Origin of the sequence: Gemmiger formicilis, assembly GCF_016900095.1 — a bacterium.
Lineage (GTDB): Bacteria > Bacillota > Clostridia > Oscillospirales > Ruminococcaceae > Gemmiger > Gemmiger formicilis_A.
This window is the reverse complement of record NZ_JACJJP010000002.1, coordinates 35,992-61,472: the sequence shown is the minus strand read 5'-3', so window position 1 is coordinate 61,472 and position 25,481 is coordinate 35,992. Positions and strand designations below refer to the sequence as shown.

Annotated in this window: 20 protein-coding genes; 7 read left to right on the top strand and 13 right to left on the bottom strand. The window is 62.3% G+C overall.

Annotation, left to right across the window (positions count from 1 at the left end):
- Nucleotides 1-3: 3 nt before the first annotated feature.
- The 3 genes from H6B15_RS01285 to H6B15_RS01275 form a co-directional block, all read right to left on the bottom strand.
- Nucleotides 4-951, bottom strand: a complete 948-nt coding sequence (locus tag H6B15_RS01285) for a carbohydrate ABC transporter permease (protein WP_204645275.1) — start codon at nt 949-951, stop codon at nt 4-6.
- 178 nt (nt 952-1,129) lie between these two features.
- Nucleotides 1,130-2,485: an ABC transporter substrate-binding protein gene (locus tag H6B15_RS01280; RefSeq protein ID WP_204645273.1), complete on the bottom strand. Its 1,356-nt coding sequence runs from the start codon at nt 2,483-2,485 to the stop codon at nt 1,130-1,132.
- An 89-nt stretch (nt 2,486-2,574) separates the two neighbouring features.
- Nucleotides 2,575-2,895 carry a hypothetical protein gene (locus tag H6B15_RS01275; RefSeq protein ID WP_204645271.1) on the bottom strand — a complete coding sequence of 107 codons (321 nt, stop codon included), beginning with the start codon at nt 2,893-2,895 and terminating at the stop codon, nt 2,575-2,577.
- A 180-nt stretch (nt 2,896-3,075) separates the two neighbouring features.
- Here H6B15_RS01275 and H6B15_RS01270 point away from each other — a divergent pair, with 180 nt between their 5' ends.
- Nucleotides 3,076-3,924, top strand: a complete 849-nt coding sequence (locus H6B15_RS01270) for a MurR/RpiR family transcriptional regulator (RefSeq protein ID WP_204645269.1) — start codon at nt 3,076-3,078, stop codon at nt 3,922-3,924.
- A 60-nt stretch (nt 3,925-3,984) separates the two neighbouring features.
- Here the strand turns inward: H6B15_RS01270 and H6B15_RS01265 are convergent, their stop codons facing one another.
- The 8 genes from H6B15_RS01265 to H6B15_RS01235 form a co-directional block, all read right to left on the bottom strand.
- Nucleotides 3,985-4,830 carry a DUF368 domain-containing protein gene (locus tag H6B15_RS01265; RefSeq protein ID WP_204645267.1) on the bottom strand — a complete coding sequence of 282 codons (846 nt, stop codon included), beginning with the start codon at nt 4,828-4,830 and terminating at the stop codon, nt 3,985-3,987.
- A 168-nt stretch (nt 4,831-4,998) separates the two neighbouring features.
- The gene (locus H6B15_RS01260; protein WP_204645265.1) at nt 4,999-6,375 is read right to left on the bottom strand and encodes an MATE family efflux transporter; all 1,377 of its coding nucleotides are present in this window, start codon (nt 6,373-6,375) and stop codon (nt 4,999-5,001) included.
- A 181-nt stretch (nt 6,376-6,556) separates the two neighbouring features.
- Nucleotides 6,557-8,143 (bottom strand): MFS transporter, encoded by a 1,587-nt coding sequence (locus H6B15_RS01255; RefSeq protein ID WP_204645263.1) that lies wholly within the window; start codon nt 8,141-8,143, stop codon nt 6,557-6,559.
- 158 nt (nt 8,144-8,301) lie between these two features.
- On the bottom strand, nt 8,302-10,218 hold the full coding sequence (locus tag H6B15_RS15385) for a glycoside hydrolase family 3 N-terminal domain-containing protein (protein ID WP_345941904.1): 1,917 nt from the start codon (nt 10,216-10,218) through the stop codon (nt 8,302-8,304).
- A 6-nt stretch (nt 10,219-10,224) separates the two neighbouring features.
- Nucleotides 10,225-11,265: a glycoside hydrolase family 3 protein gene (locus tag H6B15_RS15380; protein ID WP_243424217.1), complete on the bottom strand. Its 1,041-nt coding sequence runs from the start codon at nt 11,263-11,265 to the stop codon at nt 10,225-10,227.
- 203 nt (nt 11,266-11,468) lie between these two features.
- The gene (locus H6B15_RS01245) at nt 11,469-13,403 is read right to left on the bottom strand and encodes a glycoside hydrolase family 2 protein (protein WP_204645262.1); all 1,935 of its coding nucleotides are present in this window, start codon (nt 13,401-13,403) and stop codon (nt 11,469-11,471) included.
- A 226-nt stretch (nt 13,404-13,629) separates the two neighbouring features.
- Nucleotides 13,630-14,943 carry an ATP-binding protein gene (locus H6B15_RS01240; protein WP_204645261.1) on the bottom strand — a complete coding sequence of 438 codons (1,314 nt, stop codon included), beginning with the start codon at nt 14,941-14,943 and terminating at the stop codon, nt 13,630-13,632.
- Nucleotides 14,943-15,650 carry a response regulator gene (locus H6B15_RS01235; RefSeq protein WP_204645260.1) on the bottom strand — a complete coding sequence of 236 codons (708 nt, stop codon included), beginning with the start codon at nt 15,648-15,650 and terminating at the stop codon, nt 14,943-14,945. The genes H6B15_RS01240 and H6B15_RS01235 overlap by 1 nt, the downstream gene beginning before the upstream one ends.
- Before the next feature lie 394 nt (nt 15,651-16,044).
- Between H6B15_RS01235 and H6B15_RS01230 the strand changes: the two genes are divergently transcribed.
- On the top strand, nt 16,045-17,256 hold the full coding sequence (locus tag H6B15_RS01230; RefSeq protein ID WP_204645259.1) for a BTAD domain-containing putative transcriptional regulator: 1,212 nt from the start codon (nt 16,045-16,047) through the stop codon (nt 17,254-17,256).
- A gap of 498 nt (nt 17,257-17,754) precedes the next feature.
- On the opposite strand, the gene H6B15_RS01225 is transcribed toward H6B15_RS01230, so the two are convergent.
- Nucleotides 17,755-20,403, bottom strand: a complete 2,649-nt coding sequence (locus H6B15_RS01225) for an HAD-IC family P-type ATPase (protein WP_204645258.1) — start codon at nt 20,401-20,403, stop codon at nt 17,755-17,757.
- A gap of 232 nt (nt 20,404-20,635) precedes the next feature.
- Complete coding sequence (locus H6B15_RS01220; protein ID WP_204645257.1) at nt 20,636-21,202, bottom strand: manganese efflux pump MntP; 567 nt, start codon at nt 21,200-21,202, stop codon at nt 20,636-20,638.
- Nucleotides 21,203-21,813: 611 nt separating this feature from the next.
- On the opposite strand from H6B15_RS01220, the gene H6B15_RS01215 reads away from it, so the two are divergent.
- Genes H6B15_RS01215 through rsmI form a run of 5 tightly spaced genes read left to right on the top strand, consistent with a single transcriptional unit; the run spans nt 21,814 to nt 25,456 of the window.
- The gene (locus tag H6B15_RS01215) at nt 21,814-22,461 is read left to right on the top strand and encodes a rhomboid family intramembrane serine protease (protein WP_204645255.1); all 648 of its coding nucleotides are present in this window, start codon (nt 21,814-21,816) and stop codon (nt 22,459-22,461) included.
- 41 nt (nt 22,462-22,502) lie between these two features.
- A complete protein-coding gene (locus tag H6B15_RS01210; RefSeq protein ID WP_204645248.1) occupies nt 22,503-22,826 on the top strand; it encodes a cyclic-di-AMP receptor in 324 nt (107 codons plus the stop codon).
- Nucleotides 22,827-22,837: 11 nt separating this feature from the next.
- Nucleotides 22,838-23,758 carry a hypothetical protein gene (locus H6B15_RS01205; protein WP_204645241.1) on the top strand — a complete coding sequence of 307 codons (921 nt, stop codon included), beginning with the start codon at nt 22,838-22,840 and terminating at the stop codon, nt 23,756-23,758.
- Nucleotides 23,759-23,776: 18 nt separating this feature from the next.
- The gene (locus tag H6B15_RS01200) at nt 23,777-24,616 is read left to right on the top strand and encodes a PSP1 domain-containing protein (protein ID WP_204645239.1); all 840 of its coding nucleotides are present in this window, start codon (nt 23,777-23,779) and stop codon (nt 24,614-24,616) included.
- 3 nt (nt 24,617-24,619) lie between these two features.
- Entirely contained in the window at nt 24,620-25,456 is an 837-nt protein-coding gene (gene rsmI / locus H6B15_RS01195) for a 16S rRNA (cytidine(1402)-2'-O)-methyltransferase (protein WP_204645237.1), read from the top strand.
- Nucleotides 25,457-25,481 lie beyond the last annotated feature (25 nt).

The following is a 25,481-nucleotide window of genomic DNA, read 5'->3' as shown; positions in this document are numbered from 1 at the left end:
CTTTTAGTCAGACGAACCGGCGAACTTGAACTGAATGGCGCTGAGGATGGCAATGATGATGGCCAGCACCACGCCCATGGCGTTGCCGTAGCCGTAATCATTCAGCTTGAAGGCCTGGTAGTAGATGTAGTACATGATGGTATCGGTGGCGTGGTTGGGACCGCCGGAGGTCAACAGCTGGATCAGGGCATAGCACTGGAAGGTGTTGATGGTGGTGATGACCAGGATGTACAGGGTGGTGGGCATGATCTGGGGCCACTTGATGTGCCAGAAGACCTGCAGGTTGGAAGCGCCGTCCACCTCCGCCGCGTCGATCAGGGAGGGGTCCACGTTGCCCAGGGCCGCGATGTACAGCACGATGGGCTGGCCGATGGAGGTGGTGAAGAGGATCAGGGTGATACAGCCCAGGGCGAAGCGGGCGTCGCCCAGCCAGCTGATGTTTTCGTTGATCAGGCCCACGGCGTTCAGCACGTAGTTGATCAGGCCGGTGTACTTGTTGAACATCCACTTCCACACCACGGCCACGGCCACGGTGCCGGTGACCACCGGCAGGTAGAACACACACCGGTAGAAGCTGCGCTTGAAGGAGGACATCTTGTACACCACCGAGCCCACCCACAAAGAAAAGGCGGTGACGGCGGGCACGGCCACGATGACCAGGATGAAGGTGTTCTGCAGGGCCTTGAGGAAAACGGGGTCCCGGAACATCTTGATGTACTGGGCGAAGCCCACAAAGGTGAGGGGCTTGCCCATGCGGTAGTCCAGGAAGCTGGTGACCAGGCACATGACCATGGGCACCACCACGAACAGGACAAAGAAGACGAGTGCCGGCAGCAGGAAGAGATAAGCCGCCAGGGTCTGCTGCCGCACCAGTGCCGAGTTGCGGAAGGTTCCCTGGTTGTAGGTCAGGGTTTCGCCGCCGGCGGCGGCCGCCTTGGTTTTGGAAGCCATGCAAAGGCCCTCCTTTACTAGATGGGTCCCCCGCGGGGGAAAAGAACCGGATACAAATAAGACCCCCGCTCCACCTGTTTGACCCGATGGAGCGGGGGCGGCTGGCCCCGCCGGCTGTCAGCGGCCGGAGGGGGCATGTCCCCGGCGGCAGGTCATGCCGCCTTGCATATCAGTTTTGTCAGGCCGCGGCGCTGATGGCGTCGGCGCAGCTCTGCTGGTAGGTGGCGGTGGCGTCGTCCACGCTCACGCCGCTGAAGATCTGCTGCAGCATGTTCCACCAGGCGGTGCGCTGCTCGGCCCAGCCGGGAGCCACGTTGTAGTAGTCGCCCAGATACTGCATGAAGCTGGCGAACTGCGCCATGCGGGCTTCATCCTCGGTGCCGGCGTACACATCGCCGAAGGAGGAACGGACGGGGAAGAAACCGGTCAGGCGGACGCTTTCGGGGCCCTGCTCGGCGTCGTCGCACAGGAACTTGATGAATTCCTTGGAAGCGGCGGCCTTGGCGTCGTCGCCGTTATCGAACAGACCAAAGCCCCAGATGCCGCCGCACAGTTCGGGCACGCCGTCGTCGGAGGGGAAGGCCACCGGCATGGCGGTGAAGGTGACGGACTCGGCATAGTTGGCCTGGTTGGAAGCGTTCCAGCACAGGGTCATGGCCACGTTGCCGTTGGCGAACAGCTGCAGTTCGTCGCTGGCCTGGGCGGCGGCGTCGTAGGTGATGAGACCTTCGTCAACCCAGTCCACCAGCTGCTGCAACGCCTTCTTGTTGGCGTCGCTGTCGGCGGTGTAGGCGGTGTGGTCGGCGTTGGTGAACTGGCCGCTGTAGAGGTTGTTCACCAGAGCGCGGGTGCCCTGGTCGCCGCCCTGGCCGCCGCAGTAGACGATGGCGGTGGTGGAGACGCCGGAATCCTTCAGGGCCTTGAGGGCCTTTGCAAAGTTCTCGGTGGTCCAGGTGCCGTCGTCGTTGATGTACTGCAAAGCGCCGGCGGCCTCAAACATTTCCTTGTTGATGGCCATGGTGTGGGTGGTCATGCACAGGGGGTATTCATAGTAGTTGCCGTCGCTCCACTGGCAGGCGCTGACCACGTTTTCGCTGGTGGCGGAGATGTCGGCCACGGCCTCGTCGGTCCACAGGTCGTTTAGGGGCAGCATCTTGCCCTTGGCGCCCCAGTTGGAAACCAGACGTTCGGGGCCTTCCATGATGATGTCGGGGGTGGTGCCCGCCTCGATGGCGGCGGTGACCTGGTCGTCGCCGTTGGTGTAGTCCAGGTACTCCACCGTGACGCTGATCTCGGGATGGGATTCGTTGAACTTGGCAATCAGGCTGTCCACGGTGGCGGAATCGCCGAAGCTGCCGATGGGATAGGTCCACAGGGTGATGGCGGTGGCCTCACCGGTGGCGGCGGAGCTGGAAGCGCCGGTGTCGGCGGTGGCGGTGCTGTCCGTCGTGGTGGTGCTGGAAGTGCTGCCGCATCCGGCCAGCACGCTCACGGCCATACCGGCCGCCAACAACAGGGAAAGCTGCTTCTTCATAATGTTCTCCTTTGTGTTTGTTCCGTTTGCGGGCGTTTGGGTCCGCGCCCTTTCAGTGATTTCATTTTAGAAAATTATTTTCATTTTGTCTAGGTGCTCTTTGCCCAATCTTTTCCCTGTTTTTTCAACGTTTTATACAAAGGCAGAACTTTTCGTCTCGTTTTTTCTTCAAATAGCGCCGTTTTTCCGATACTTCTCCCCTGTCCCCCCTGCGGCGGGCCTTTTTTCGGACAGAAGGCGCCCGGATGTAAAATGTAAGATTTTTTCTTTTTTGACCGGATCGGCCGCCCCGGTTCCCCCGCCCTGCCCGAAAGAGTTTTTCCTTTTTCCGTGATTTTTTCTCCGTCGGGGCGGCCGCTGTCCCCGCAGGGCCGGAAATGCGGGGTGGAAAAATCGGGAAAGGTTTTCATTTTTTTCGGAATTTTCCGGCAATATATACAATACACAATCGCCAGATTAAGCAACTTGCCGCACTTGCCAAACAGAAAACTTTCTTTTATACTAAATATAGAAAATATTTTTCACTTATGACCCGTGCCCCTTCACGGGTCCCCACCGCAGAACCCACTGCAGAAAGGAACGATCCCAGCATGAAAGAGCAGAGCTTCTGGCAGCTGCTGCGCGACAAGCACAACGATCTGACCAAGTCCGGCCGGCTGGTGGCCGAATACCTGGTCCAGCACCCCGAGGAAGCACAGTATCTGTCGATCTCCTCCCTGGCCAAGGCCTGCGGCGTGGCCGAGGCCACCATCTTCCGGTTTTGCCGGTCCCTGGGCTTTGACGGGTACAACGAAATGAAGATTGCCCTGGCCCAGGCCAACGCCGCCGCCGAGCCCACCGCCGCCGGCAAGCCGGAACCGGGCAGTGACACCGCCAGCCTGTGCGCCTATGCGGCGGCGGTGAGCACCGAGGCCATCACCGGCACCCGGGATACCCTGGACCCCGCCGCCGTGGACCGGGCCGCCACCCTGCTGCAGCGGGCCCGGCAGGTGTACTGCTGCGGCCAGGGGGGCAGCCAGGTGCTGGCCAACGATATCTGGGCCCGGTTTGCCACCGTGACCACCAAGTTCCACACCGCCGGGGACAGCCACATGCAGGCTTTGACCGCCAGCCTCATGGGGCCCGAAGACGTGGTATTGTTCGTGTCCTACTCCGGCGCCACCCGGGATATGCTGGAGACCCTGCGCCTGGCCAAGAGCTGCGGGGCCCACATCATCCTGATGACCCACTACGCCGATTCCCCCGGCGCCGCCCTGGCCGACGTGGTGCTGCTGTGCGGCGCCCAGGAAAGCCCCCTGGAAGGGGGCAGCATTGCCGCCAAGATCGCCATGCTGTATGTGGCCGAAGTGCTGGTGCTTCGCTTTACCATGGACAACCTGGAACTGACCACCATCGCCAAGCAGCGCACCTCCAAGGCGCTGGGCCCCAAACTGCTGTAAAAAAAAACGGAGTGTTTCTCCCCGGAAGGGAGGAACACTCCGTTTGCTGTTTGGTGTATCTCAGTCGTCCTGCTTGGGTACCCGGGAATTGAACCGGTCCAGGGCCAGGGCGGCCAGCACCCCCACCGCCAGGCAGACCACATTCACCACCGCCGAAGCCGCCGACACCGTGAAGCTGTCGAAGGGCACGATCATGAGGGTGGCAGCCAGCACCACCCCGATGATGGCGTGGAAGGCATAGGGGTAGAACCGGTCGAAGAGGGTATCCACCGCCCGGGCCAGGCAGATGACGGTGATCACCGCCCCGATGCCCGCCGGGATGAGGATGCCCAGTTTCAGGCTGCCCAGGCCGTCCACGAAGGGGGTGTACAGGCCCAGGGGCATGAGCAGGGTGGAGAAGCTCATGCCCGGGGCAATGACGCTGAGGGCCAGGCAGAACCCGCAGAACAGGTACCACCCGAAGTTGGGGGTGATGACCACCGAAAACAGGTTCAGCCCGATGAGCAGGCCCAGGATCAGGGCGAAAGCGATGCCCAGGGCCGCGCCGCAGCCCTTGGGGCGGCCCTGCTCTCCCGCTTCCCGGAAAAGAGAGGGCAGCATGCCGGTGATCAGCCCGATGAAGAGGCAGACCGAGGGGGCGGGGTAGGTTTCCAGGAAGAAGGCCAGAATCTTGGCCACCCCCAGAAAGCCCACGGCAGCGCCCGCAATCACCGGCAGCAGCTTGGGCACGTGGGTGCGGAACTTGTGCAGGGGGTCGCCCAGCAGTTCCATCACCGGCTTGTAGATGCCGAACACCACACAGAGCACCCCGCCGGAGATGCCGGGCAGCACGGCCCCCACCCCGATGAGCATGCCCTGCAGCAGACGAAGAACCAGGCGCAGGACATTGGGACGATTCTCTTTCATATACAAAATCCTTTCGTATCTGCGAAAAAAAGCCGGGCCAGAACCGGTCCGTGGGACCAGTATACCACACTTTGCCCGTCCTGAAAAGCCGAAAACGCCCCCAGCCCCAAAACCTGTGCAACCTGACAGGTCTGTGGGAGTGGGGGCGCTGTGTTTTGGGCAAAAATCTCAGGCTTTGCCGGGCCCGGCTTTCAGGATCTTGTTGAACCGGGTCATGAAGACGGTGACGGTGGTGGCGGCGGCCAGGATATCGCTCACCGGCTCGGCCAGGAACACCGCAAACACCTTGTTGTCCGGCATGAAGTAAGGCAGGATGAAAATCAGGGGGATGAGCAGGATCAGCTTGCGCTCGCAGGCCAGCAGCAGGCTGACCTTGGCCTGGCCCAGGGCCACAAAAGCCTGCTGGCAGCTGGTCTGGAAGCCGCTGGCAAAGATGCCCGCCATGTAGATGCGCATACCCCAGACGGTATACTCCACCAGCTCGGGGTCGGAATTGAAGATGTTCACGAACAGGTGGGGGAAGACCATCACCGCCGCCCAGAACAGGGTGGCGTAACCCACGCAGATGCCGAACTGGCAGGCGAAGGCTTTTTTGACCCGGTCAGGGCGGCCGGCGCCGAAGTTGTAGCCGATGAGGGGCTGGCCGCCCTGGCAGATGCCCTGGTTGGGCATGGAGATGAGCTGGCTGACGCTGGTGATGATGGTCATGGCACCCACGGCCACATCCCCGCCGTAGCGGGACAGGCTGGCGTTGAAGCTGATGCTGAGCAGGCTTTCGGTGGAGAGCATGACGAAGGAGGAGACGCCCAGGGCCAGGCAGGGCAGGATCACCTTGGCCCGGGGGCGCAGGTTGGGCAGGCGCAGCCGCAGGCGGGTGCGCTCCCCGCACAGGAAGAGCAGCACCCACACGGCGCTGACCCCCTGGCTGAGGACGGTGGCCACGGCGGCCCCGGCCACCCCCATGCCCAGCCCGAAGATCAGGATGGGGTCCAGCACGATGTTGCACACCGCCCCGATGACGGTGGTGAGCATGCTGAACTTGGAGAAGCCCTGGGTGGTGATGAAGGGGTTCATGCCCAGTACCACCAGCACAAAGACACTGCCCAGCACATAGATGCGGGTGTAGCTCAGGGCATAGGGCAGGGTGGCGTCGCTGGCGCCGAACAGCCGCAGCAGCTGGGGGGCAAAGGCGTAGAAGGTCACGGTGAGCGCCACCGCAATGGCCAGCAGCACGGTGAGGCAGTTGCCGGTGATGCGTTCGGCGGCGTCGTTGTCCCCCCGGCCCATGGCGATGGCCGCCCGGGGGGCGCCGCCGGCGCCGGCCAGCATGGCAAAGGCGTTGACCAGCATGAGGATGGGCATGCACAGCCCCACGCCGGTCAGGGCGGTGGCGCCCACCCCCGGCATGTGGCCGATGTAGATGCGGTCCACCACGTTGTACAAAAGGTTGATGACCTGGGCCACCACGGCGGGTGCCGCCAGGCTGAGCATCCAGCGGCCGATGCTGCCTTCGGCCATGGTGCGGGGCTGGGTTGCTGCGGGCATGACTGCGCCTTCTTTCCGAAAAATCAAGGCGACCGCCGGGGCGGCCGCTGCGTGTATTGTTTATTGTAGCACACCCGGAGACAAAAGCAAAGGGCTGGGGATTTTTTGCCCCCCAACACAAAAACCCCGCGTCCGGGAAAGGACGCGGGGCAACGGAATCGAAGAGTTTGGCGGGGGAGGTTTATTCCTCGCCGGTGATGGCCTTGGCCTGTTCCAGGGTGGTCACTTCGGCCATGGCCTGCTGGATGGTCTTGCCTTCGGCCACCAGCTCGCGGCGGGCGGCGTTGACGGCCTGGATCTCCTTCATCTTGTCGCCGGTCAGGCTGTAGCCCTTCATGGCGATGAGGGTGGCGCCCCAGGCGACCATGGGCACGATGCAGAACAGGATGATGACCACCCAGTTCATGCCGGGACGGAAGGGATCATCGCCGCCGGGCAGGGTGGTGGTGAAGCCGATGGCCGCGGCGGCCAGGCCCACGATGGTGGAGCTCAGGGAGGAGACCAGCTTGTCCACCAGGCTGAACAGGGTGCCGATGATGCCGGGCACGTAGTTGCCGGAACGGTAGGTCTCATAGTCGGAGCAGTCGGCCACCATGGGGATGGGCATGTCGGCGGTGGCGTAGTAGGCGCCGTAGCCGATGCCGAAGAAGAGGATGAACAGCACGGTGTACACGTTCAGGGTCAGGTGGAAGCCGCCCTCGGTGCTGAACAGGGACAGGTTGTAGGCTGCGTTGTCCGGGTTCCAGAGCAGCAGCAGCACCAGCACGCCCATGTACATCACAAAGGCCACAGCCACATACCGCATCAGGCTGGCTTTCTGGCCGTATTTCTGGCTGGTGCGCACGGTGAGCACAAAGAAGGGCGCGCTGAACACATAGCCCAGCACCATCATGGGCAGGTACAGGCTGTCATAGTTGCCCATCATGCCGCCGTACAGCATGCACAGCACGGCGGTGTTGGTGGCAATGGCCAGGGCCAGCTTGCAGCCGGCGCCGGCCACCATCAGCCGCTGCAGGGGCTGGTTGGCGCGGATCAGGGCGATGTACTCGCTGACCTTGACCTTCTGCTGGGTTTCGCCGCCGATGCCGAAGTATTCGGGGCGGTCCTTCTCCCAGATGCCGATCATGGCCAGGATGGTCAGGGCAAAGGAGATGATCATGGCCAGGGGGACCATGACGTTGAAGAAGTTCTGGGTGGTGTAGTCACCCACGCTGGAACGCAGGATGGGGGCCAGGAACTGGATGGCACCCATGCCCACCATGCTGGCCACCAGGTTGAAGATGGTGAACAGGGGGCGCTGCTTGGGGTCGTTGGTCAGAACGGTCTGGCCGGAACGGGTGACCGAAGTCTGGAAGGTGTAGCCGATGACGTAGATGGCGTAGAACACCACATACAGCACATAGCGCAGGGGCATCATGCTGGTGGGCACCAGCTGGGTGCAGAAGTACAGCAGGATGGAGCTGACAATCATGATGATGTTGCCGATCAGCATGAAGGGGCGGAACTTGCCGAACTTGCCGTTGGTCTTGTCGATGAGGGCGCCGATGATGGGGTCGGTGACAGCGTCAAACAGACGCATGACCGTGACCATGGTGCTGGCAAAGACCAGGGCCAGGCCCAGCACGCCGCCGTAGTAGGCGATGTAGGCGGAAGTGAGGATGTAATAGACGTTGGTTGCACCGTTGTTGAAGGGGAACAGCACCAACTGATAGATCTTGGCGCGGTTCAGCCCGCCGTTGTGTGCGCTGGCGGCGGCGTTTTCGCTCATAGAAACCTCTCCTTTACAGTTGCGGGTAAGGCCCGATAATACGGGGAAGCCCCGCCCCTTGTTCAGGGGGCGGGGTTCCCGTTTGTTGGGCAGGTCGCGGGTATATCCTCACATGGAAGGACCCGCTGGGGAATGTCGTTTATAAAGGTTGGCGCCCATCAGGCGTTGGCGGCCTTCTTCTTCTTGATGGCCTTGACCAGCATGACCACGCAGACCACGGTCAGCAGGGCCAGCACGCCGCACAGGCTCCAGGCAGCCAGCTTCCACCACGGGGTGATCAGTTCCAGACGATCGGAGCTGGACCAGCCGTTCATGGCGTTGGAGTTCACCACGGTGTACAGGATCAGGTGCACGGCGTCGCGCATTTCGGTGACGATGTAGGCGTCATCCTCGTAGTTGTTCAGGATCTCGGTGTGCAGAGGCGTGGGGCTGTCCCAGATCTCGGTGCCGGCGATCATAGCGTCGCAGGCATCCATGTACTTGCTGCCGCCGGAGTAGTCGGTGATGGACATGCCGCGCATACCCAGTTCACCGCGCAGGTAGCCGGTCTGCAGGTTTTCGTACTTGCCGCACCAGGTAGCGCCCCAGCGGTTGAAGCCGGACATGGTGCACCAGGCGCCGCCGTCCACGATGGCCTTGTCAGCCACTTCCAGATAGACCTCACGGGCGGTCTGCTCGTTGACCCAGGTGTTCAGGCCCATACGGCTGGATTCGGAGTCGTTCAGGGCCACGTGCTTCAGGTAGACGTAAACGCCCTTGGACTGGATGCCCTGCACCTCCACGGCGCAGATCTCGCCGGCGATGAAGGGATCTTCGGAGTAGTACTCGAAGTTACGGCCGGAGTAGGGGGTGCGGTGCATGTTGATGCCGGGGCCGTACAGGCCGGAGTAACCCATGGCCAGGCAGTCTTCGCCGATGCAGCGGCCCACGTCGTTGATGAGTTCACGGTTGAAGGTGGCGGCCATGACGTCCTCGGAGGTGTAGCACATAGCGGAGGCGCCGCCGGTCAGAGCGGCGGTCAGACCCTGGGGGCCGTTTTCGTCCTTGGTAGCGGTCTTGCCGATGGAAGCCGCGGCCTTGGTGTTGTGGAAGCCCTGGGTGATCATCAGGTTCATTTCGTCAAAGGTCATCTGATCCAGCAGGGTCTCCCACTGCGGGTCATCGTACTCTTTGCCGATCATGGAAGCCAGGGTCAGGCCGTTTTCGGCGCCCATGGTGGGCATTTCCACGCTGTCGGCCAGGCTGCCGTCGTAGTGGGTGTTGGCCAGAGCAGCGGCCAGGTCGTCGTTCAGAGCAAAGTCAAAGGTGCCGGTGGGGTAGGTGCCGGTCCAGTCGGAGCGGCTCAGCCAGGTCACGGTGCCGGGAGAGTAGCTGACCTTGTTGGGGTCGGCGTCGTCAAACAGGTTGGTGATGGCATTGCCGGTGGATTCGCTGGTGGCGAAGGTGGTGGTGTCCAGAGCGGGGTTGTTCCACTTCCAGGTCAGGGTGGCGTCGCCCTCGGCGGTCATGCCGTTGGCGGTGGTGTAGCCCTTGGCGGCCAGGATGTTGTTCACAGCCTCATGGGCACCGTTGCCCAGGGTGAAGTAGTAGTCGCCGGCATCCAGGATGTAGGTCTTGGCGCCGTTGGCGTCGTAGGTGCGCAGTTCGCTCTTGTCGATGCTGATGGTCACGGTCTCGGAAGCGCCCGGTTCCAGCACGTCGGTCTTGTCAAAGCCGCACAGCTCCACGCTGGCCTTCTCGATGCCGTTCTGCTTGTCGTAGTCGGTGTAGGGGCTCTGGAAGTAGACCTGGACGGTCTTCTTGCCGGCCACGCTGCCGGTGTTGGTCACGGTCACGTTGACGGTGAAGCCGTCAGCGCTTTCGCCCACGGAGAAGTCGCTGTAGGCGAAGGTGGTGTAGCTCAGGCCATAGCCGAAGGGATAGGCCACCACGCTGGCGTAGTCGAAGTCACCGGCGTTGGCGGTGCCCATGACCACGTCCTCATAGCGGGTCTCGGCGTAGCGGTAGCCCAGGTAGATGCCTTCCTGGTAGACCACATAGTAGCCCTGGTTGCCGTTGTCCTTGTCGTCGGCCACAAAGCCTTAGTCGGCGTTGTTGGAGTAGGGACGGGAGTAGAAGTTGGTCACCGCCGGGTTGGCCAGGTTGTCATACCAGAAGGTATCCACCAGGCTGCCGGAGGGGTTCACGCTGCCGGACAGCAGCCAGCCCACGCCGTTGGCGCCGGTCTGGCCCACATCGCCCACCCACAGGCAGGAGTCGATGCCGTAGTCAACACCGCAGATGGTGGGATTCAGGAAGTCCAGCTCGATGGCGTTGGAGGTGTTCAGCAGCACCACGATGCTCTTGAACACGCCCTGGTCCTTCAGGGCCTTCAGGCCGGCCAGCATATCCTTTTCTTCCTGGCTCAGTTCCAGGTAGTTGGTGGTGCCGGTCCATTCCACGCCGGAGCCGTTGTCGCCGGAAGGCAGGTCGGCGCCTTCGCCGCCGGAGCGGGAGAAGACCACGATGGCGGCGTCGCCGTACTCAGCAAAGCTGGAGGAGTTGGCAGTTTCCACTTCGCTCCAGGGAGCTTCGTTCACGTCGTACTGGCTGTTGGCGGCCAGAGCGTCGGCAATGGCGTCCGGCGTGACGCGGCTGTACTTGGAGGTGATGTCCTCACTGTCGTACCAGTTCCACAGGGTCTCGTTGACCTGGATGCCCTCTGCGGTCAGGGCGTCCTTCAGGGTCGGGGCGGAGGAGGTGTCGACAGCGCCGGAACCGGTGCCGCCGTACATCAGGTCCACAGAGCCGCGGCCGAACAGGCTGACCTTGGCGCCGGAAGCCAGGGGCAGGGCGCTGTTGTCATTCTTCAGCAAAGCGGCGCCTTCGGACTCCACAGTGGCGCAGAGCTCTTCTTCATAGCTCTCGCGCTCCTCGTCGGAGGCGAAATCGCTGGTAAAGTAGTTGGTATCTTCGGTGGTGTCGCCCTTGATGATCTTATAGGTGGATGCATTGGTGGCGACGTTGATGGTGGTTTCATACATGGGGGCCACCACGAAGGTAGCCACCATGGCGGCGGCGGTCAGCACTGCGCTGACCGCTGTCAGACCGGACCACAACGCAACTTTGGGCTTTTTCTGCATGTTGTTTTCCTCTCTTCCGTTTGTCTTGCCGCAGCGCCCGGCACCCTTGCGGGGGCTCGGGCGCTGCAGCCTGCTGTGCGGGGCATCGGTTCCGCCGTCTGCCGCCGGCTGCGCGCATGGCCGGCGGCAGACGGGACGGTCCCGGGCCCTATCTCACCCTGGAACAGCGAACCGCCCAGGGACAAACCTTGGTTGGGGGTGTGTTACACCCAGTTGGCACTCTGGCTCTTGCCCTTCTGCAGCTTGTAGGCGGGGTTGGGCGTGTCCACCTTGCGGATGGTGGTCTGGTCGATGCAGTCACCGGCCACGGCCTTCAGCTCCACTTCGCCCTGCAGGGGCAGCTTGAACCGGAACACCTTGTCGCCGGTCTGTTCGCCCACCTTCTTGCCGTTGGCATACAGCGCCACGCTGGGCTGGTTGGTGTAGACGGTGACGGTGGTGGTGGACTCGGTGCGGTCGGCGTAACGGCGGCCGGCGATATACACAAAGGGGTCCTTGCTCCACCAGGCTTTATACAGATAGAAGCTGTCCTTCTTGATCTTGCGGTCAAAGGTCACCAGACCCTTGTGGTTCATGCCGGGTTCGCCGCCCTGGTCCCGGGCGTCCGCCGCAAAGTCGAACATGTTCCACACGTGGGTGGCCCACAGCCATTTGTGGCGGTCGAAACAGCGCAGCATATACTCGTGGTACCTGGCCTGGTAGTCCTCGGTGTGGTCACCGCGGCGGGGCTTGGCGCTGTGCAGGTTGGGCATGGCCTCGGCGCCGTATTCGCTGTAGCCCAGGGGCCGGTTGGGGTAGACCAGGTGGAAGAAGTCCATCCACAGGTCGTTGAGGAAGAGCCCCGGCACGTACCAGCCCAGGTACAGGTTCCAGCTGACCAGGTCGGTGATGTGGGCCACCGGGTTGAAGGGGCCGCACATGGCGTAGCAGGCCAGGGTGGTCAGGCGGGTGGGGTCCATGCGGTGGCACAGGTCGTTCAGTTCATGATGGTTGTCCAGCATGTCCTTCTTGTCCTTGGTGGAGATGGTAATCTCGTTGGACACGCCCCAGCAGACAATGCAGGGATGGTTGTAGTTCTGGATGATCAGCTCGTTCATCTGGCTGATGGTATTTTCCCGGCCATTGTTCATGTGTTCCGAGATGTAGGGGATCTCGGCCCAGACCACCATGCCGGCCTCATCGCACAGATTGTAGAAGTACTGGTCGTGCTGGTAGTGGGCCAGGCGGACGGTGTTGCAGCCCATCTCCTTGATCAGGGCCATATCCTCGTCGTGCATGGCCTTGGTGATGGCGTTGCCCAGGCCCTTGCGGTCCTGGTGGCGGGAAACGCCGTGCAGCGGGTACTGCCGGCCGTTGAGCCAGAAGCCGGTCTTGGCATCCACCTTGAAGTCCCGCACGCCGAACCGGGTGCGCACCTCGTCCACGGGGGTGCCGTTGACAGTCAGGGTGGCCACAGCGGTGTAGAGGTAGGGGCTTTCGATGCCGTCCCACAGATGCACGCCGTGGATGGTCAGGGTCTGGTCGGTGCCGGCGCCCTGGGCCACGGTGTTGCCCTGGGCGTCCAGCAGGGCCACGGTGATCTCGGCGCCCTCGTGGGCGTTGTGCCAGGTCTCCACCCGGACGCTGCCGTCCTTGTAGCCGTTTTCCGGCTTGGGGGTGACCTTGAGGCCGGTGCCGCCGAAGTGATCCAGGTCAAAGTGGGCCTTGTTCACGATGACGAAGCTCACATCCCGGTAGATGCCGCCGTAGAAGGTGAAGTCGGCTTTCTGGGGATAGACGGTGTCGTTGACGGTGTTGTCCACGACGACGGTGAGTTCGTTGTCGGTGGCTTTGAGCAGGGAGGTGATGTCGGCCCGGAAGGTGGAATACCCGCCGTCGTGGCGGCAGACTTCGGAGCCGTTCAGGCTGATGCGGGCCGAAGCGTTGACGCCTTCGAACTGGAGGTAGACACACTCGGCGGCGGCGTCATAGGCCGGAGCGTCGAAGGTGGTCCGGTAGGTGCAGGCGCAGCGCTTGTAGTCGTTGCCGCCGTCCTGGCCGTCGATGTTGTTCCAGGTGTGGGGCAGGGTCACAACAGCATCCGGCTGGCCGGGCTGGGAAAAGCGCCAGGCTTGGTCCAGAACAAGGCTTCTTCTCATCAATTCACAACCTCTTTCCGGGCAGGGAGCCCATTTATGGATTATTATTTAATGATTTCATCATATCTTATTCATGATTATTTCACAACCGGTTTGGCGGAAGTGGTCGTTTTTGTGAACCATCTGGAAAATGGTTTCGTCAACTTGTTATGTATTAAACGATCTTTTTTGGATAGCTTGCACAAAGCAAAAAAGACCTCCGCCATGCGGAGGTCTTGGGTTGGTTTTATGTGGGAACGGCCTGCTGGGTCTGGGGCAAGGGAATGAGAATCTTGAGGGCAAAGCAGTCGTTTTCGGTGCTGACGGTGAGGTGGCCGTCGTACTTTTTGACGGTGCGCTGCACACCCCGCAGACCGAAGCCGTGGTAGTCGCCGCCGGTCTTGGTGGTGACGGGCAGGCCGTTGCGGAACACCGGCTGCGCCCCCAGGGGGTTGGTGATACTGATGACCAGAAACTGCTGTTTCACATGCACCAGCACGTCGATCTGGCGTTTTTCCTTGTCGGCAAACTGCTGCACCGCCTCGATGGCGTTGTCCAGGGCGTTGCCGAAGATGGTGTAGGTATCCGCCGGGTCCATAAAGCCCATGCGGCTGCCGTCGGCCACACACTGGATGTGGATGTCCTTGTCCCGGCACAGCAGGCTCTTTTCGGTGAGGATGGTGTCCAGCACCTCGCTGCCCGTCTTGACAATGGAATCGTAGATGCCGATGGAATTGTCGATCTCGTCCAGGTAGCGGCGGCGCTCGGTGCCGTCGGCCATGTCCCGCAACGCGTAGATCTGCACCTTCAGGTCGTGGCAGCGGCGGTTGATCAGGGTGATGTTCTTGCGGGCCAGCAGATACTGTTCCTTCTGGCGGTGCCACAGGATGTCCAGGGCGTCCAGATCATGCTGGATGGCGCTTTTTTTGAACAGGGCGTTCTGCAGAAACAGGATGGTCAGGCAGTAGAATTCACACATGAGGATGACCACCCAGTTGCCCCGCAGGGACACGATGTGGAAATCCACCACCACCGAGGCGGTGAGGAACTCAAAGACCACAAAGAGCATCAGGGCGGAGATGGTCTGGCGGGGTCCCACCTGGAACCGGCCGTCCGCCGTCATGCCCCGCACCACAAACAGGTAGACCAGGGTACAGCACACCCCCGCAAAGGGCACCACGCACAGCCAGGGCAGGGGGGCGCGGCCGTGGCGGACGTTCATCCAGGTGAACCAGGTGTTGAAGATCTGCACAAAAAACTGCTGGGCCATCATCATCCAGGTGGCGCAGTACAGGCTGCCGAACACCGACTGGTCGCACAGCAGCAGGGCCATGGCCGCCACATACACAAACACCACCAGCAGCTGCCACCATTGCAGGTGGGCGGCGGCGTAACCGGAGTACCAGTAGGCGAAGCCCAGCACCACCCCCGCCGCCAGGCAGAGGGCCAGGCGCAGGGGGTACCGGCCGCGGTGGCGCAAAGGCCGGGTGTACAGCGCGGCGCACAGCCCGTGCATGAACACCACCGCCACCGATTCCACCAGCAGCAGGGCCCCGCCCATCAGCTGCTGCCTCCCATGTAATCGGTGAGGGCGTTGAGGAAGGCGCCCCGGGCCCGGCGGCTGATGTCCAGCTCATGGCCGGCCACCACCACCTTGTCCTTGCGCACCTGTTCCACGTACATCAGGTTGACGATGTACCAGTGGTTGCACTTGGCAAAATTGTAGGGGGCCAGCTGTTTTTCGGCGTTCTGCAGGGTGCCCCGCAGCACATATTCCCCCTGTTCGGTGTGGTAGTGCAGCATGTGGTCCTGCACCTCCACATAGTAGATGCTGCGCACCCCCACCCGCTGGATGCGGTCGGGCAGGGTGAGCAGGATTTCCTCGTTGCGGCGCTTGACCACCCGCTGGATGGCCCGGCCGAACTTGAGCTGGAAGGTGTAGTAGCTCACCGGTTTCATGACAAAGTCCAGCGCCCCCACCGAATACCCCCGGATGGCATACTGGGCCATATTGGTGATAAACATCAATACCACGTTGTCGTCCTGTTCCCGGATGGCTTTGGCCGCGTCCATGCCGGTGACCTTGGGCATCTCGATGTCCAGCAGGATGATGTCGTACCGGGGCTGGTAGTCCTGCAGAATCTCGCTGCCGTCGGCAAAGCGCAGCACTTCAAAGGTACGGTCGTTTTCCCGGCCGTAGCGTTCAATATATTCCTTCAGCTGTTCGGCGCACGACGCCTCATCTTCCACAATGGCGATCCGCAGCACGGGCTTCCTCCTTTGCAGCCGGGTTTGGAAATTTCTTTGATTCTTACCTTTAATCATAACACAAAATGCGCGCTGCGGCAACCGGGATGCCGGGCGGCCGTACCCGCCAAACAATCCGTTATATTATAACATACAGTCTTTGGGTTTTGCCCGCCCCAAGCCGCCGGATGTGTTCGGCAAAACGAACACATTCATGCCATTTTTTTGTTGTTTTTATGGCTTTTGTACCCCTTTGGGGGCCAGATATGGGGTCTTGCTTTTCCCCTGTACGCGTGTTACAATTAAGAGGATCATCCAGGCCCGTTTTTACCCCTTTGGGGGTTCTGCGGGCCCTGCATCCACGGCGCCGCAGCGGCGCCGCATCCCCCGGCTCTTCAACAAGGAGGAACCTCCCATGCAAGAAACCAAGACATTGCAGGCCAAGATGTTCGGCGGGCTGCAGATCCGCGTAGGGGACCAGTGCCTGGTGGAAAAGGGCGGCCGCGTGAACAAGCCCATCGAACTGCTGGTGTATCTTTTGCTGAATATCGGGGTACAGGTGTCCAATGAGCAGATCATGGAGGCACTGTGGGGCGATGATGAGGTGGAAAATCCGGCCGGTGCCCTGAAAAACGCGGCCTACTCGCTGCGTCGGCTGCTGACCAAGGCCGGTCTGAGCCAGGACTGCATCATCACCCGGGAGCGCCAGTATGCCTGGAACCCCGATGTGCCGGTGGAGCTGGACATTGACCGGTTCAACGAACTGTACGAAACCGCCATGCAGACCCCCGGCACCCCCACCGAAACGGTGGTGCGCTGCTGCCGGGCGGCGCTGGCTTTGTATGCGGGGGATTTTCTGCCCGCCCTCAGCGACCGGTACTGGCTGATGGCCCGGGCCAGCACCCTGCGCCAGCGGTACCTGAGCATGGTGCTGCATCTGAGCGACCTGCTGCTGACCGGCAGCGACCGCACCGGCGCAGAGGAGGTCATGAACCTGTGTTCCCGGGCGCTGCTGCTGGAACCTTTGAGCGAGGACCTGTATCTGCGGTATTTCACCGCCTTGCGCAAGATGGACATGAAGGCCGCGGTGCTGAGCTACTATCCGGTGGTGGCCAACATGTTTTTGGACGAGGTGGGGGAACCCCTGCCCGAATCGGTGCGGGAGATCTACCGCTGGGCCGCCGAGGGCGCCAACCTGCCCATGGAGGACATCCGCCACATCCAGAAGGATCTGGACGAGATCACCCGGGACGACCGGCCCATCCGGGGGGCGTATTTCTGCCCCTATGAGGTGTTCAAGCACATGTACCACATGGTGGTGCGCAGCGCCACCCGCAATTCCGAAGACGTGATCCTGCTGCTGGTGACCCTGGTGCCCCTGGAAGTGCCCAAGCAGGAGATGATCCGGGTGATGCTGGCGGTAAAAGAGCTCATCAAGAACATGCTGCGCAAGGGCGATGTGTTTGCCCGGTACAGCCGCAACCAGTATGTGCTGATGCTTTCGGTGAAGGACACCGACGACTACAAGGTCGTGCGGGACCGGCTGCTGAGCCGCTACGAAAAGAGCGGACTGAGCCAGAACCTGCGCATGCAGGTGACCATCGGCATTCCTGATCCCATTGTGTGAGGTTTTTTCAGAATAAACAACAGGACCGGCTTTTTCCCGTATGAGGGGAAAAGGCCGGTCTTTTTGTTTTGTTTGGGAGGGCGGCGGGCGGCCCTGGACCCGGGGTGTGCGGCCACCTTACGACGGCCTGTTCACCGGCCTGGGGGCCGGTGAACAAGGAATGGTTTTTATACCATTGCCCGGCAGCAGCTGCTGAAGGCTCCCCTGTGTAAGGGGAGCTGGCGGCCGGAAGGCCGACTGAGGGGTTGGAGACTTGAGGATATTGCCCGGTAACGGGAAATCTGGCAGGGTTTACAACCCCTCCGCCGCTGCGCGGCACCTCCCCTTACACAGGGGAGGCCTGGAGGAAGAGGCGGCTGCGCGGCCCCCCTTGCACAGGGGAGGCCTTCCGGAAGCGCCATTCAAAACAAAACCACCGCCCCCCGCCGGGCACAACTCCCGGCAAAAGGCGGTGGTTTTTTTATGCAGATTTATGCGGACAAGATCACCCGAAAAGGGTTACGCGGCGGCCTTGTTCTTGGCCATCGACCGCTGTACCAGCTTGACCACTTCCACAATGGGAATGACGATCACGGACAGCAGCAGGGCGATGAGGTATTCGGGCAGGTCCACGGGGGTGAAGCCGAAGGCGTTGGCGATGAAGGGCACTTCCAGCACCACGGTGGTCAGCACCAGGCTGCCCAGCATGGCGCCCCACAGCACCACGTTGTGGCTGTGCAGCTTGAAGATGCTGCCGCGCTGGCTGCGCATGTTGAAGCTGTGGAAGATTTCGCACATGCTCATGGTCAGGAAGGCCATGGTCATGCCGTCGTCCGAAATCCCCTTGGGCATCTCAAAGTAGCCCACTTCCATGCAATGGCCGATGATATAGGAAGCCAGGGTGATGATGGTGACCAGAATGCCCTGGTACACCACGTCGAAGCCCAGGCCGCCGGCGAAGATGCCGTCGGTGGATTTACGGGGCGGGCGGTGCATGATGTCGCTCTCACCCTTTTCCATGCCCAGAGCCAGGGCCGGGAAGCAGTCGGTGATCAGGTTGATGAAGAGCAGGTGCACCGGGTTCAGCAGGGTGAAGCCCAGCAGGGTGGCGGTGAAGACGCCCAGCACCTCGCTCATATTGGAAGCCAGCAGGAACTGGATGGCCTTGCGGATGTTGTCGTAGATGCGGCGGCCTTCGCTGACGGCGTTGACGATGGTGGCAAAGTTGTCGTCGGCCAGCACCATATCGGCCACGTTCTTGGTGACGTCGGTGCCGGTGATGCCCATGCCCACGCCGATGTCGGCGGCCTTGATGGAGGGCGCGTCGTTGACGCCGTCGCCGGTCATGGCGGTGATGGCGCCCCGCTTCTTCCAGGCGGTGACGATGCGCACCTTGTGTTCGGGCTGCACGCGGGCATACACACCGTACCGGGTGATGGCGTCGGCCAGCTCCTCGTCGGTGATGTCGTCCAGCTCGGACCCGGTGATGGCTTCGGAGGCATCATGGATGATGCCCAGCTCGGTGGCAATGGCCACGGCGGTGTCCTTGTGGTCGCCGGTGATCATCACCGGGCGGATGCCGGCTTCCCGGCATTCCACAATGGCGGGCTTGACTTCCGGACGCACCGGGTCGATCATGCCGGTGAGGCCGATGAAGCACAGATCCTGCTCCAGGAAGGCGGGGTCATTGTTGTGGGGGTTCTGGGACCAGGGACGCATGGCGGCGGCCAGCACGCGCAGGGCCTTGTCGGCCATGGCCTTGTTGGCGTTCAGGATCTCGGCGCGCTTTTCCTCGGTCATGGGCACGGCCTTCTCGCCGTCCCAGTACTTGGTGCAGCGGCCCAGGATCACGTCCGGGGCGCCCTTGGTGTACTGCACGAAGGCATCGCCGGCGGCGTGCAGGGTGCTCATCATCTTACGGCCGGAATCGAAGGGAGCTTCGTCCACACGGGGCTGGCGGGCTTCCAGGTCGGTCTTCTTCAGGCCCACGGCGGCGGCGTAGTTCACCAGGGCGGCCTCGGTGGGCTCACCCAGGGCACCCTCCTCGGCGTATTCCGCGTCGGAGCACAGGGCCATGGCGGTGGCCAGCAGGGCTTCGTCCCCCACATGCTCCACCACGGTCATCTTGTTCTGGGTCAGGGTGCCGGTCTTGTCCGAGCAGATGACCTGGGCACAGCCCAGGGTCTCCACGGCGGTAAGACGGCGGATGACCGCGTTGCGCTTGCTCATGTTGGTCACGCCGATGGACAGCACCACCGTGACCACGGTGGCCAGACCTTCGGGGATGGCGGCCACGGCCAGGGAGACGGCCACCATGAAGGTGGACAGGATGGCATCCAGGCTGAACTCGCCATGGGTGACCAGGTTAAAGATGAAGATGAAGACACAGATGCCCAGCACCAGCTTGGACAGGGTGCGGCCCAGCTCGTCCAGCTTGCGCTGCAGCGGGGTCTGCTCGTCCTGGGTGGCGGCCAGGGCGCCGGCGATCTTGCCCATCTCGGTGTCCATGCCGGTACCGGTGATGACCATGCGGCCACGGCCGTACACCACGGTGGAACCCATATAGCACATGTTCTTGCGGTCGCCCAGGGGCACATCCTTGCCTCCCTCGGCAGGCAGCAGCTTGTCGATGATCTTGTTCACCGGCACGCTCTCACCGGTCAGGGCTGCTTCCTCGATCTTGAGGCTGGCGCTTTCCAGAATACGGCCGTCGGCGGGCACGCTGTCCCCCGCTTCCAGCAGCACAATGTCGCCGGGCACCAGCTCATCGCTGTGCAGGGTGACATGCTTGCCGTCCCGCAGCACCTTGCTGGTGGCGGCGGTCATGGTCTGCAGCGCTTCGATGGCGGCTTCGGCCTTGCTCTCCTGATAGACACCCAGCACCGCGTTGAGCAGCACCACGATGAGGATGATGATGACCTCGGCCATGCTCTCGCCCTCGATGAGGCTGGTCACGGCGGACACCGCGGCGGCGCACAGCAGGATGATCAGCATGGGGTCCTTCAGCTGCTCGATGAAGCGCTGGAGCAGGGTGGCCTTCTGGGCTTCCTTCAGCTTGTTGGGGCCGTGTTCTTCCAGGCGGCGGGCAGCCTCGTGGCTTGTCAGGCCGTCCAGGCTGGCGTTCTCCTGCTGAAGAACTTCTTCGGCAGACAGTTCATAACTTTTCACGCTCGGAACTCCTTTCGATTGCGGGCGGGGAAAAGGCCCCGCCGTCCCTCTCTACCTATTATATATAAATAAGACCCATACACCAAGGACTTTTGGCAAGTCTTTGGCGTATGAGTCTCATTCTTTGCGGATTGTACCCTCAAAGGCGGCACCGGGCGCCGAAACGCCGGGGTGACGATGCCGCCGCACACCCCGCAGGGTGCGGAACTACTCCCTCAAACGTAGGAATTGCTTACAGGGTCAGGATGCCCAGTCCTTCCAGCAGGATTTTCAGCCCCATCAGGATGAGCACGATGCCGCCGGCCCGCTCGGCCGCGGCCTTGTACCGGGTGCCGAAAAGGTTGCCGATCTTGACGCCCAGGGCGGACAGCAGGAAGGTGGTGACGCCGATGAAGCTCACTGCCGCCACAATGTCGGTGCCGGTGGCCGCAAAGCTGACCCCCACGGCCAAAGCGTCGATGGAGGTGGCCACCGCCAGGGGCAGCATGGCCTTGGGGGAAAAGTCGGGGGTGACTTCCTCCTCCTCGTCGCCGAAGCTCTCCCGCACCATGTTGGCGCCGATGAGCGCCAGCAGGGCGAAGGCCACCCAGTGCCCGAAGCTGCCGATGATGCCGGCAACCCCCGACCCCAGCCAGTATCCCAGCAGGGGCATGAGCGCCTGGAACGCCCCGAACCACACGCCGCAGATCAGCGCGTGGCGCAGCTGCAGTTTGCGCACCGAAAGGCCCTTGCAGATGGACACCGCGAAGGCGTCCATGGACAGGCCCACGGCAATGATGAACAGATCCGCCAATGACATGGATGAACCACTCTCCCGTTGTTTGATGGGCGGGCGGGATAAAAAAAAGAGACCTATCCCGCCCTGCCGTGCAAGGCAAAAGATAAGTCTCGCTGTTTCATCTAAAGCCAGGGTCGCCCCAGTATGTTGGCCCTATCACGCGGCACGCCGCGCCAGCTACTCCCTTATGCAAGCAGTACCATACCATGCCCCCGGGGTGTTAGTCAAGGGTAACTGGCACGACTTTCCGGGGCGGAAATGGGTTTTCCACAGTTTTCCCGAGTTTTGCACAGCCTTTACACGGTGTTTTCCGCCAAAAGTTGAAAACTTGGAGGATTTTGTGGAAAACTTGCCCCTTTTGGAGCCGAATATTACGAAATGATGAATCCCCGCCTTTGTTTTCCACCGCGTATAACGGTTTTTCACGTTGAAAATGTTGAAAACCCTGTGGAAAGTGTGGAAAACCACTTTGTTTTCCACAAACTACAACTTTTGATTGTGTGGGCCCTATCCCACCTGTGATAAATTCGACAAACAAATGTTGAACTTGCCCCGGGGAAATGGTACAATAGCATAATAAACCGACCGCCCTACCCAGGCGGAATTCCCCGGTTTTCCACAAGGAGGTTTCCATGAATTGGCTGGACAGGCTTGAACGCCGCTACGGCAAGTTCGGCATCCCCAACCTGCTCAACGGTGTGCTGGTGGGCCAGATCATTGCCTGGGTCATCATCATGTTCATCAACAGCCGTCTGCTCCAGGCCCTGCTGCTCACCCGCGCCGGGCTGTTCCACGGGCAGATCTGGCGGCTGGTCAGCTTTGTCTTCGTGCCCGGTCTGTACACGTCCCCCTTCTGGCTTTTGGTGGAACTGTACTTCTATTGGTGGGTGGGCAATTCCCTCACCCGCGCCTGGGGCGATTTCCGTTTTACCGTCTACTGGCTCGCCGGCATGCTGGGGGCCATTCTCAGCTGCCTGATCACCGGGTTCGGCTCGGCGTCCGGGCTCTTCCTCAGCCTCTTCTTCGCCTATGCCTGGATGTGGCCGGAACAGCGGGTGCTGCTGTTCTTCTTCCTGCCGGTGAAGGTCAAATGGCTGGGCTGGGCCGCGGCGGCCTTCTGGGCGCTGAATTTCCTGTTCAGCGGCTTTTCCAACCGCATCACCCTGCTGTTCGGCCTGGCGGGCTTTCTGCTCTTCTTCGGCAAGGAGCTGTGGAACTGGTGCCGGGACACCATCGTGGGCTACAAGCGCCGCAAAGACTGGGAAAACCGCTGGAAATAAACCCGATTCTGTGTGAATGATCCTGTAAGGAGGGATTCTATATGAAACTCGTCACTGCCATTGTCAACAAGGAAGATTCCAAAGCAGTCTGCTCCGAACTGGTGCGCAACAAGTTCTATGTCACCCGCCTGGCCACCACCGGCGGCTTCCTGATGGCGGGCAACATGACCCTGCTCATCGGCACCGAGGACGAGCGTGTGGACGACTGCATCGCCTGCATCTCCAAGTGCTGCAAGCAGCGCACCGAGATCGTGCCCGGTGCGGCCTCCATCGGCCTGGGCATGGAGAGCGCCATGCCCATTGAGGTCACCGTAGGCGGCGCCACCGTCTTTGTGACCAACGTGGAGCGCTTCGAAAAGCTGTGAGCTCCACCGGCATGCTGGACCGCCTTGCCGGCAACCATGCCCTGAAACAGGATCTGGCCGCGGCGCTGCGCTCCGGCCGGCTGCCCCACAGCATTCTGCTCATCGGGGAACCGGGCTGCGGGGCGGGCTTTGCCGCGCGCTGCCTGGGGGCGGATTACCTCTACCCTGCCGGCGGCCCCCACGCCGAGGCGGTGCTGCGCGGGGAGGACAGCGAATGTATCACCATCCGGGGGGAAGGTGCGTCCGGCCAGATCAAGGTGGAACGCATCCGGGACGCCCGGGAGAAGATCCAGCACAGCGCCCTGTCCGCCGACGCGGCGGGGCGGGTGCTGTTCATTTACGGTGCCCAGAACCTGAACGGGGCTTCGGCCAACGCCATGCTGAAGATCATGGAGGAGCCCCCCGAAGGGGTGGTGTTCCTGCTGACGGCTTCCAGTGCGGCGGCGGTGCTGCCCACCATCCGCAGCCGGTGCGCCGCCTACACCGTGGCCCCGGTGCCCGAAGCCGAGTGCGCCGCCGCTTTGCGGGCGGCTCTGCCCGACCTGGACGACCGCCAGGCGGCGGACCTGGCCTTTTTGTATGAGGGGCACATCGGTTCGGCCCTGGCCGTCATGCGGGACCCGGCGGTGAAAGCCGCCCGGGCCGCCGCCCGGGACCTGTGCCGCCAGGCCGAAGTGCGGGACACCTACCGGGCCGCCGCTTTGCTGGCCAAGTATGAGAAGGACAAGGAAGGCGCCGCCCGCCTGCTGGCCCAGACCCGCATTGCGGCCAGCGCCGCTTTGCGCCGCCCGGGGTTCGACGGGCTTTCGGCCCCTGCCGCCGCCCGGCTGGCCCGGGCAGCCGGGGACGCCATGAAGGCCATGGCCGGCAACGCCAACCTGCGCCTGACCCTGACCCTGCTGGCAGCCGCGGCCACCGCCCAAGACCCATAAAACCAAAGGAATACAAGCATGAAAGTCATCTCTGTCAAATTCAAGGAAAGCGGCCGGTCCTACTACTTCGATCCCGGCAGCCTGGTTGTGGAGACCGGCGACTTCGTCATTGTGGAAACCGCCCGCGGGGTGGAATGCGGCGAGGTGGTCCGGGGTTGTCACGACCTGCCGGACACCGGTTTTTCCCGGGAGATCAAGCCGGTACAGCGCATGGCCGACGGCATGGACATCCGCCGTATGCGCCAGAACCGCACCGACGAGCGCAAGGCCTTTGCCATCTGCGAGCAGCGCATCGCCGCCCACAAGCTGCAGATGAAGCTCATCGACGCCGAGTACACCCTGGACCGCAACAAGCTGGTCTTCTACTTCACCGCCGACAACCGGGTGGATTTCCGGGAGCTGGTCAAGGACCTGGCTTCCCAGTTCCACACCCGCATCGAGCTGCGCCAGATCGGCGTGCGGGACGAAAGCAAGATGCTGGGGGGCCTGGGCGTCTGCGGGCAGCCTTTCTGCTGCAGCCGGTTCCTGAAGAACTTCCAGCCCGTGTCCATCAAGATGGCCAAGGAGCAGGGGCTTTCCCTGAACCCGGCCAAGATCAGCGGCGCCTGCGGGCGGCTGATGTGCTGCCTGGCCTATGAGCAGAAGAGCTACGAATATCTGAACAGCATCACCCCCCAGGTGGGCAGCGTGGTGCGCACCCCCGACGGGGAAGGCACCGTCACCGAGGTGAATGTCATCTCCGGCACCCTGAAGGTGCGCTGCGTGGAGAGCCTGACCCCCAAGACCTACAAGCGGTCGGAGTGCGAGTATCTGCGCGGGGGACGCCGTGTCCCGGTAAAGCCGGACAAGGAGGACTGACCCATGGCCGGGACCCTGTACATTGTGGCCACCCCCATCGGCAACCTGGACGACATGCCGCCCCGGGTGGCGGCCACCTTCGGCGCGGCGGATTTCGTGGCGGCGGAGGACACCCGCGTGACCCTGAAACTGCTGAACCATCTGGGGCTGAAGAAACCCATGGTCAGCTATTATGAACACGCTCTGCACCACGGGGCGGCCATTCTGGAGCGCATCGAGGCCGGCGAAAGCTGCGCCTTGTGCTCGGATGCGGGTATGCCCTGCATCAGCGACCCGGGGGAACAGATCGTCACCGAGGCCCTGGCCCGGGGCATCCATGTGGTGCCTGTGCCGGGGGCTTCGGCCTGCGTCACCGCCCTGGCGGTGTCCGGGCAGAAAACCGCCCGGTTTGTCTTTGAGGGCTTTCTGCCGGTGCCCAAAAAGGAGCGCCGGGAACGGCTGGATGCATTGAAAGCCGAAACCCGGACCATCCTTCTCTATGAAGCGCCCCACAAGCTGCGCACCACCCTGGACGACCTGATCAAAACCTGCGGGCCGGACCGATCGGTGACCCTGTGCCGGGAGCTGACCAAGCTGCACGAGGAGATCAACAAGACCACCCTGGGCGAAGCGGCGGCGCTGTACGCCGAGACCGAGCCCCGGGGGGAGTATGTGCTGGTGCTGGCGGGGGCGGAAGCGCCCGCCGAGGCGGCGGACACCCCCACCCTGGAGGACGCCGTGGCCGCGGCCCGCACCCTGATGGAGGGCGGCATGCCGCCTTCGGCGGCGGCGAAACAGGCCGCGGCGGGTACCCCCTATTCCAAGGGGGAGATCTACCGGCAGCTGGTGCGGGGAGAGTGAAGCTCTTGCCCGCCGAGAATCCTTG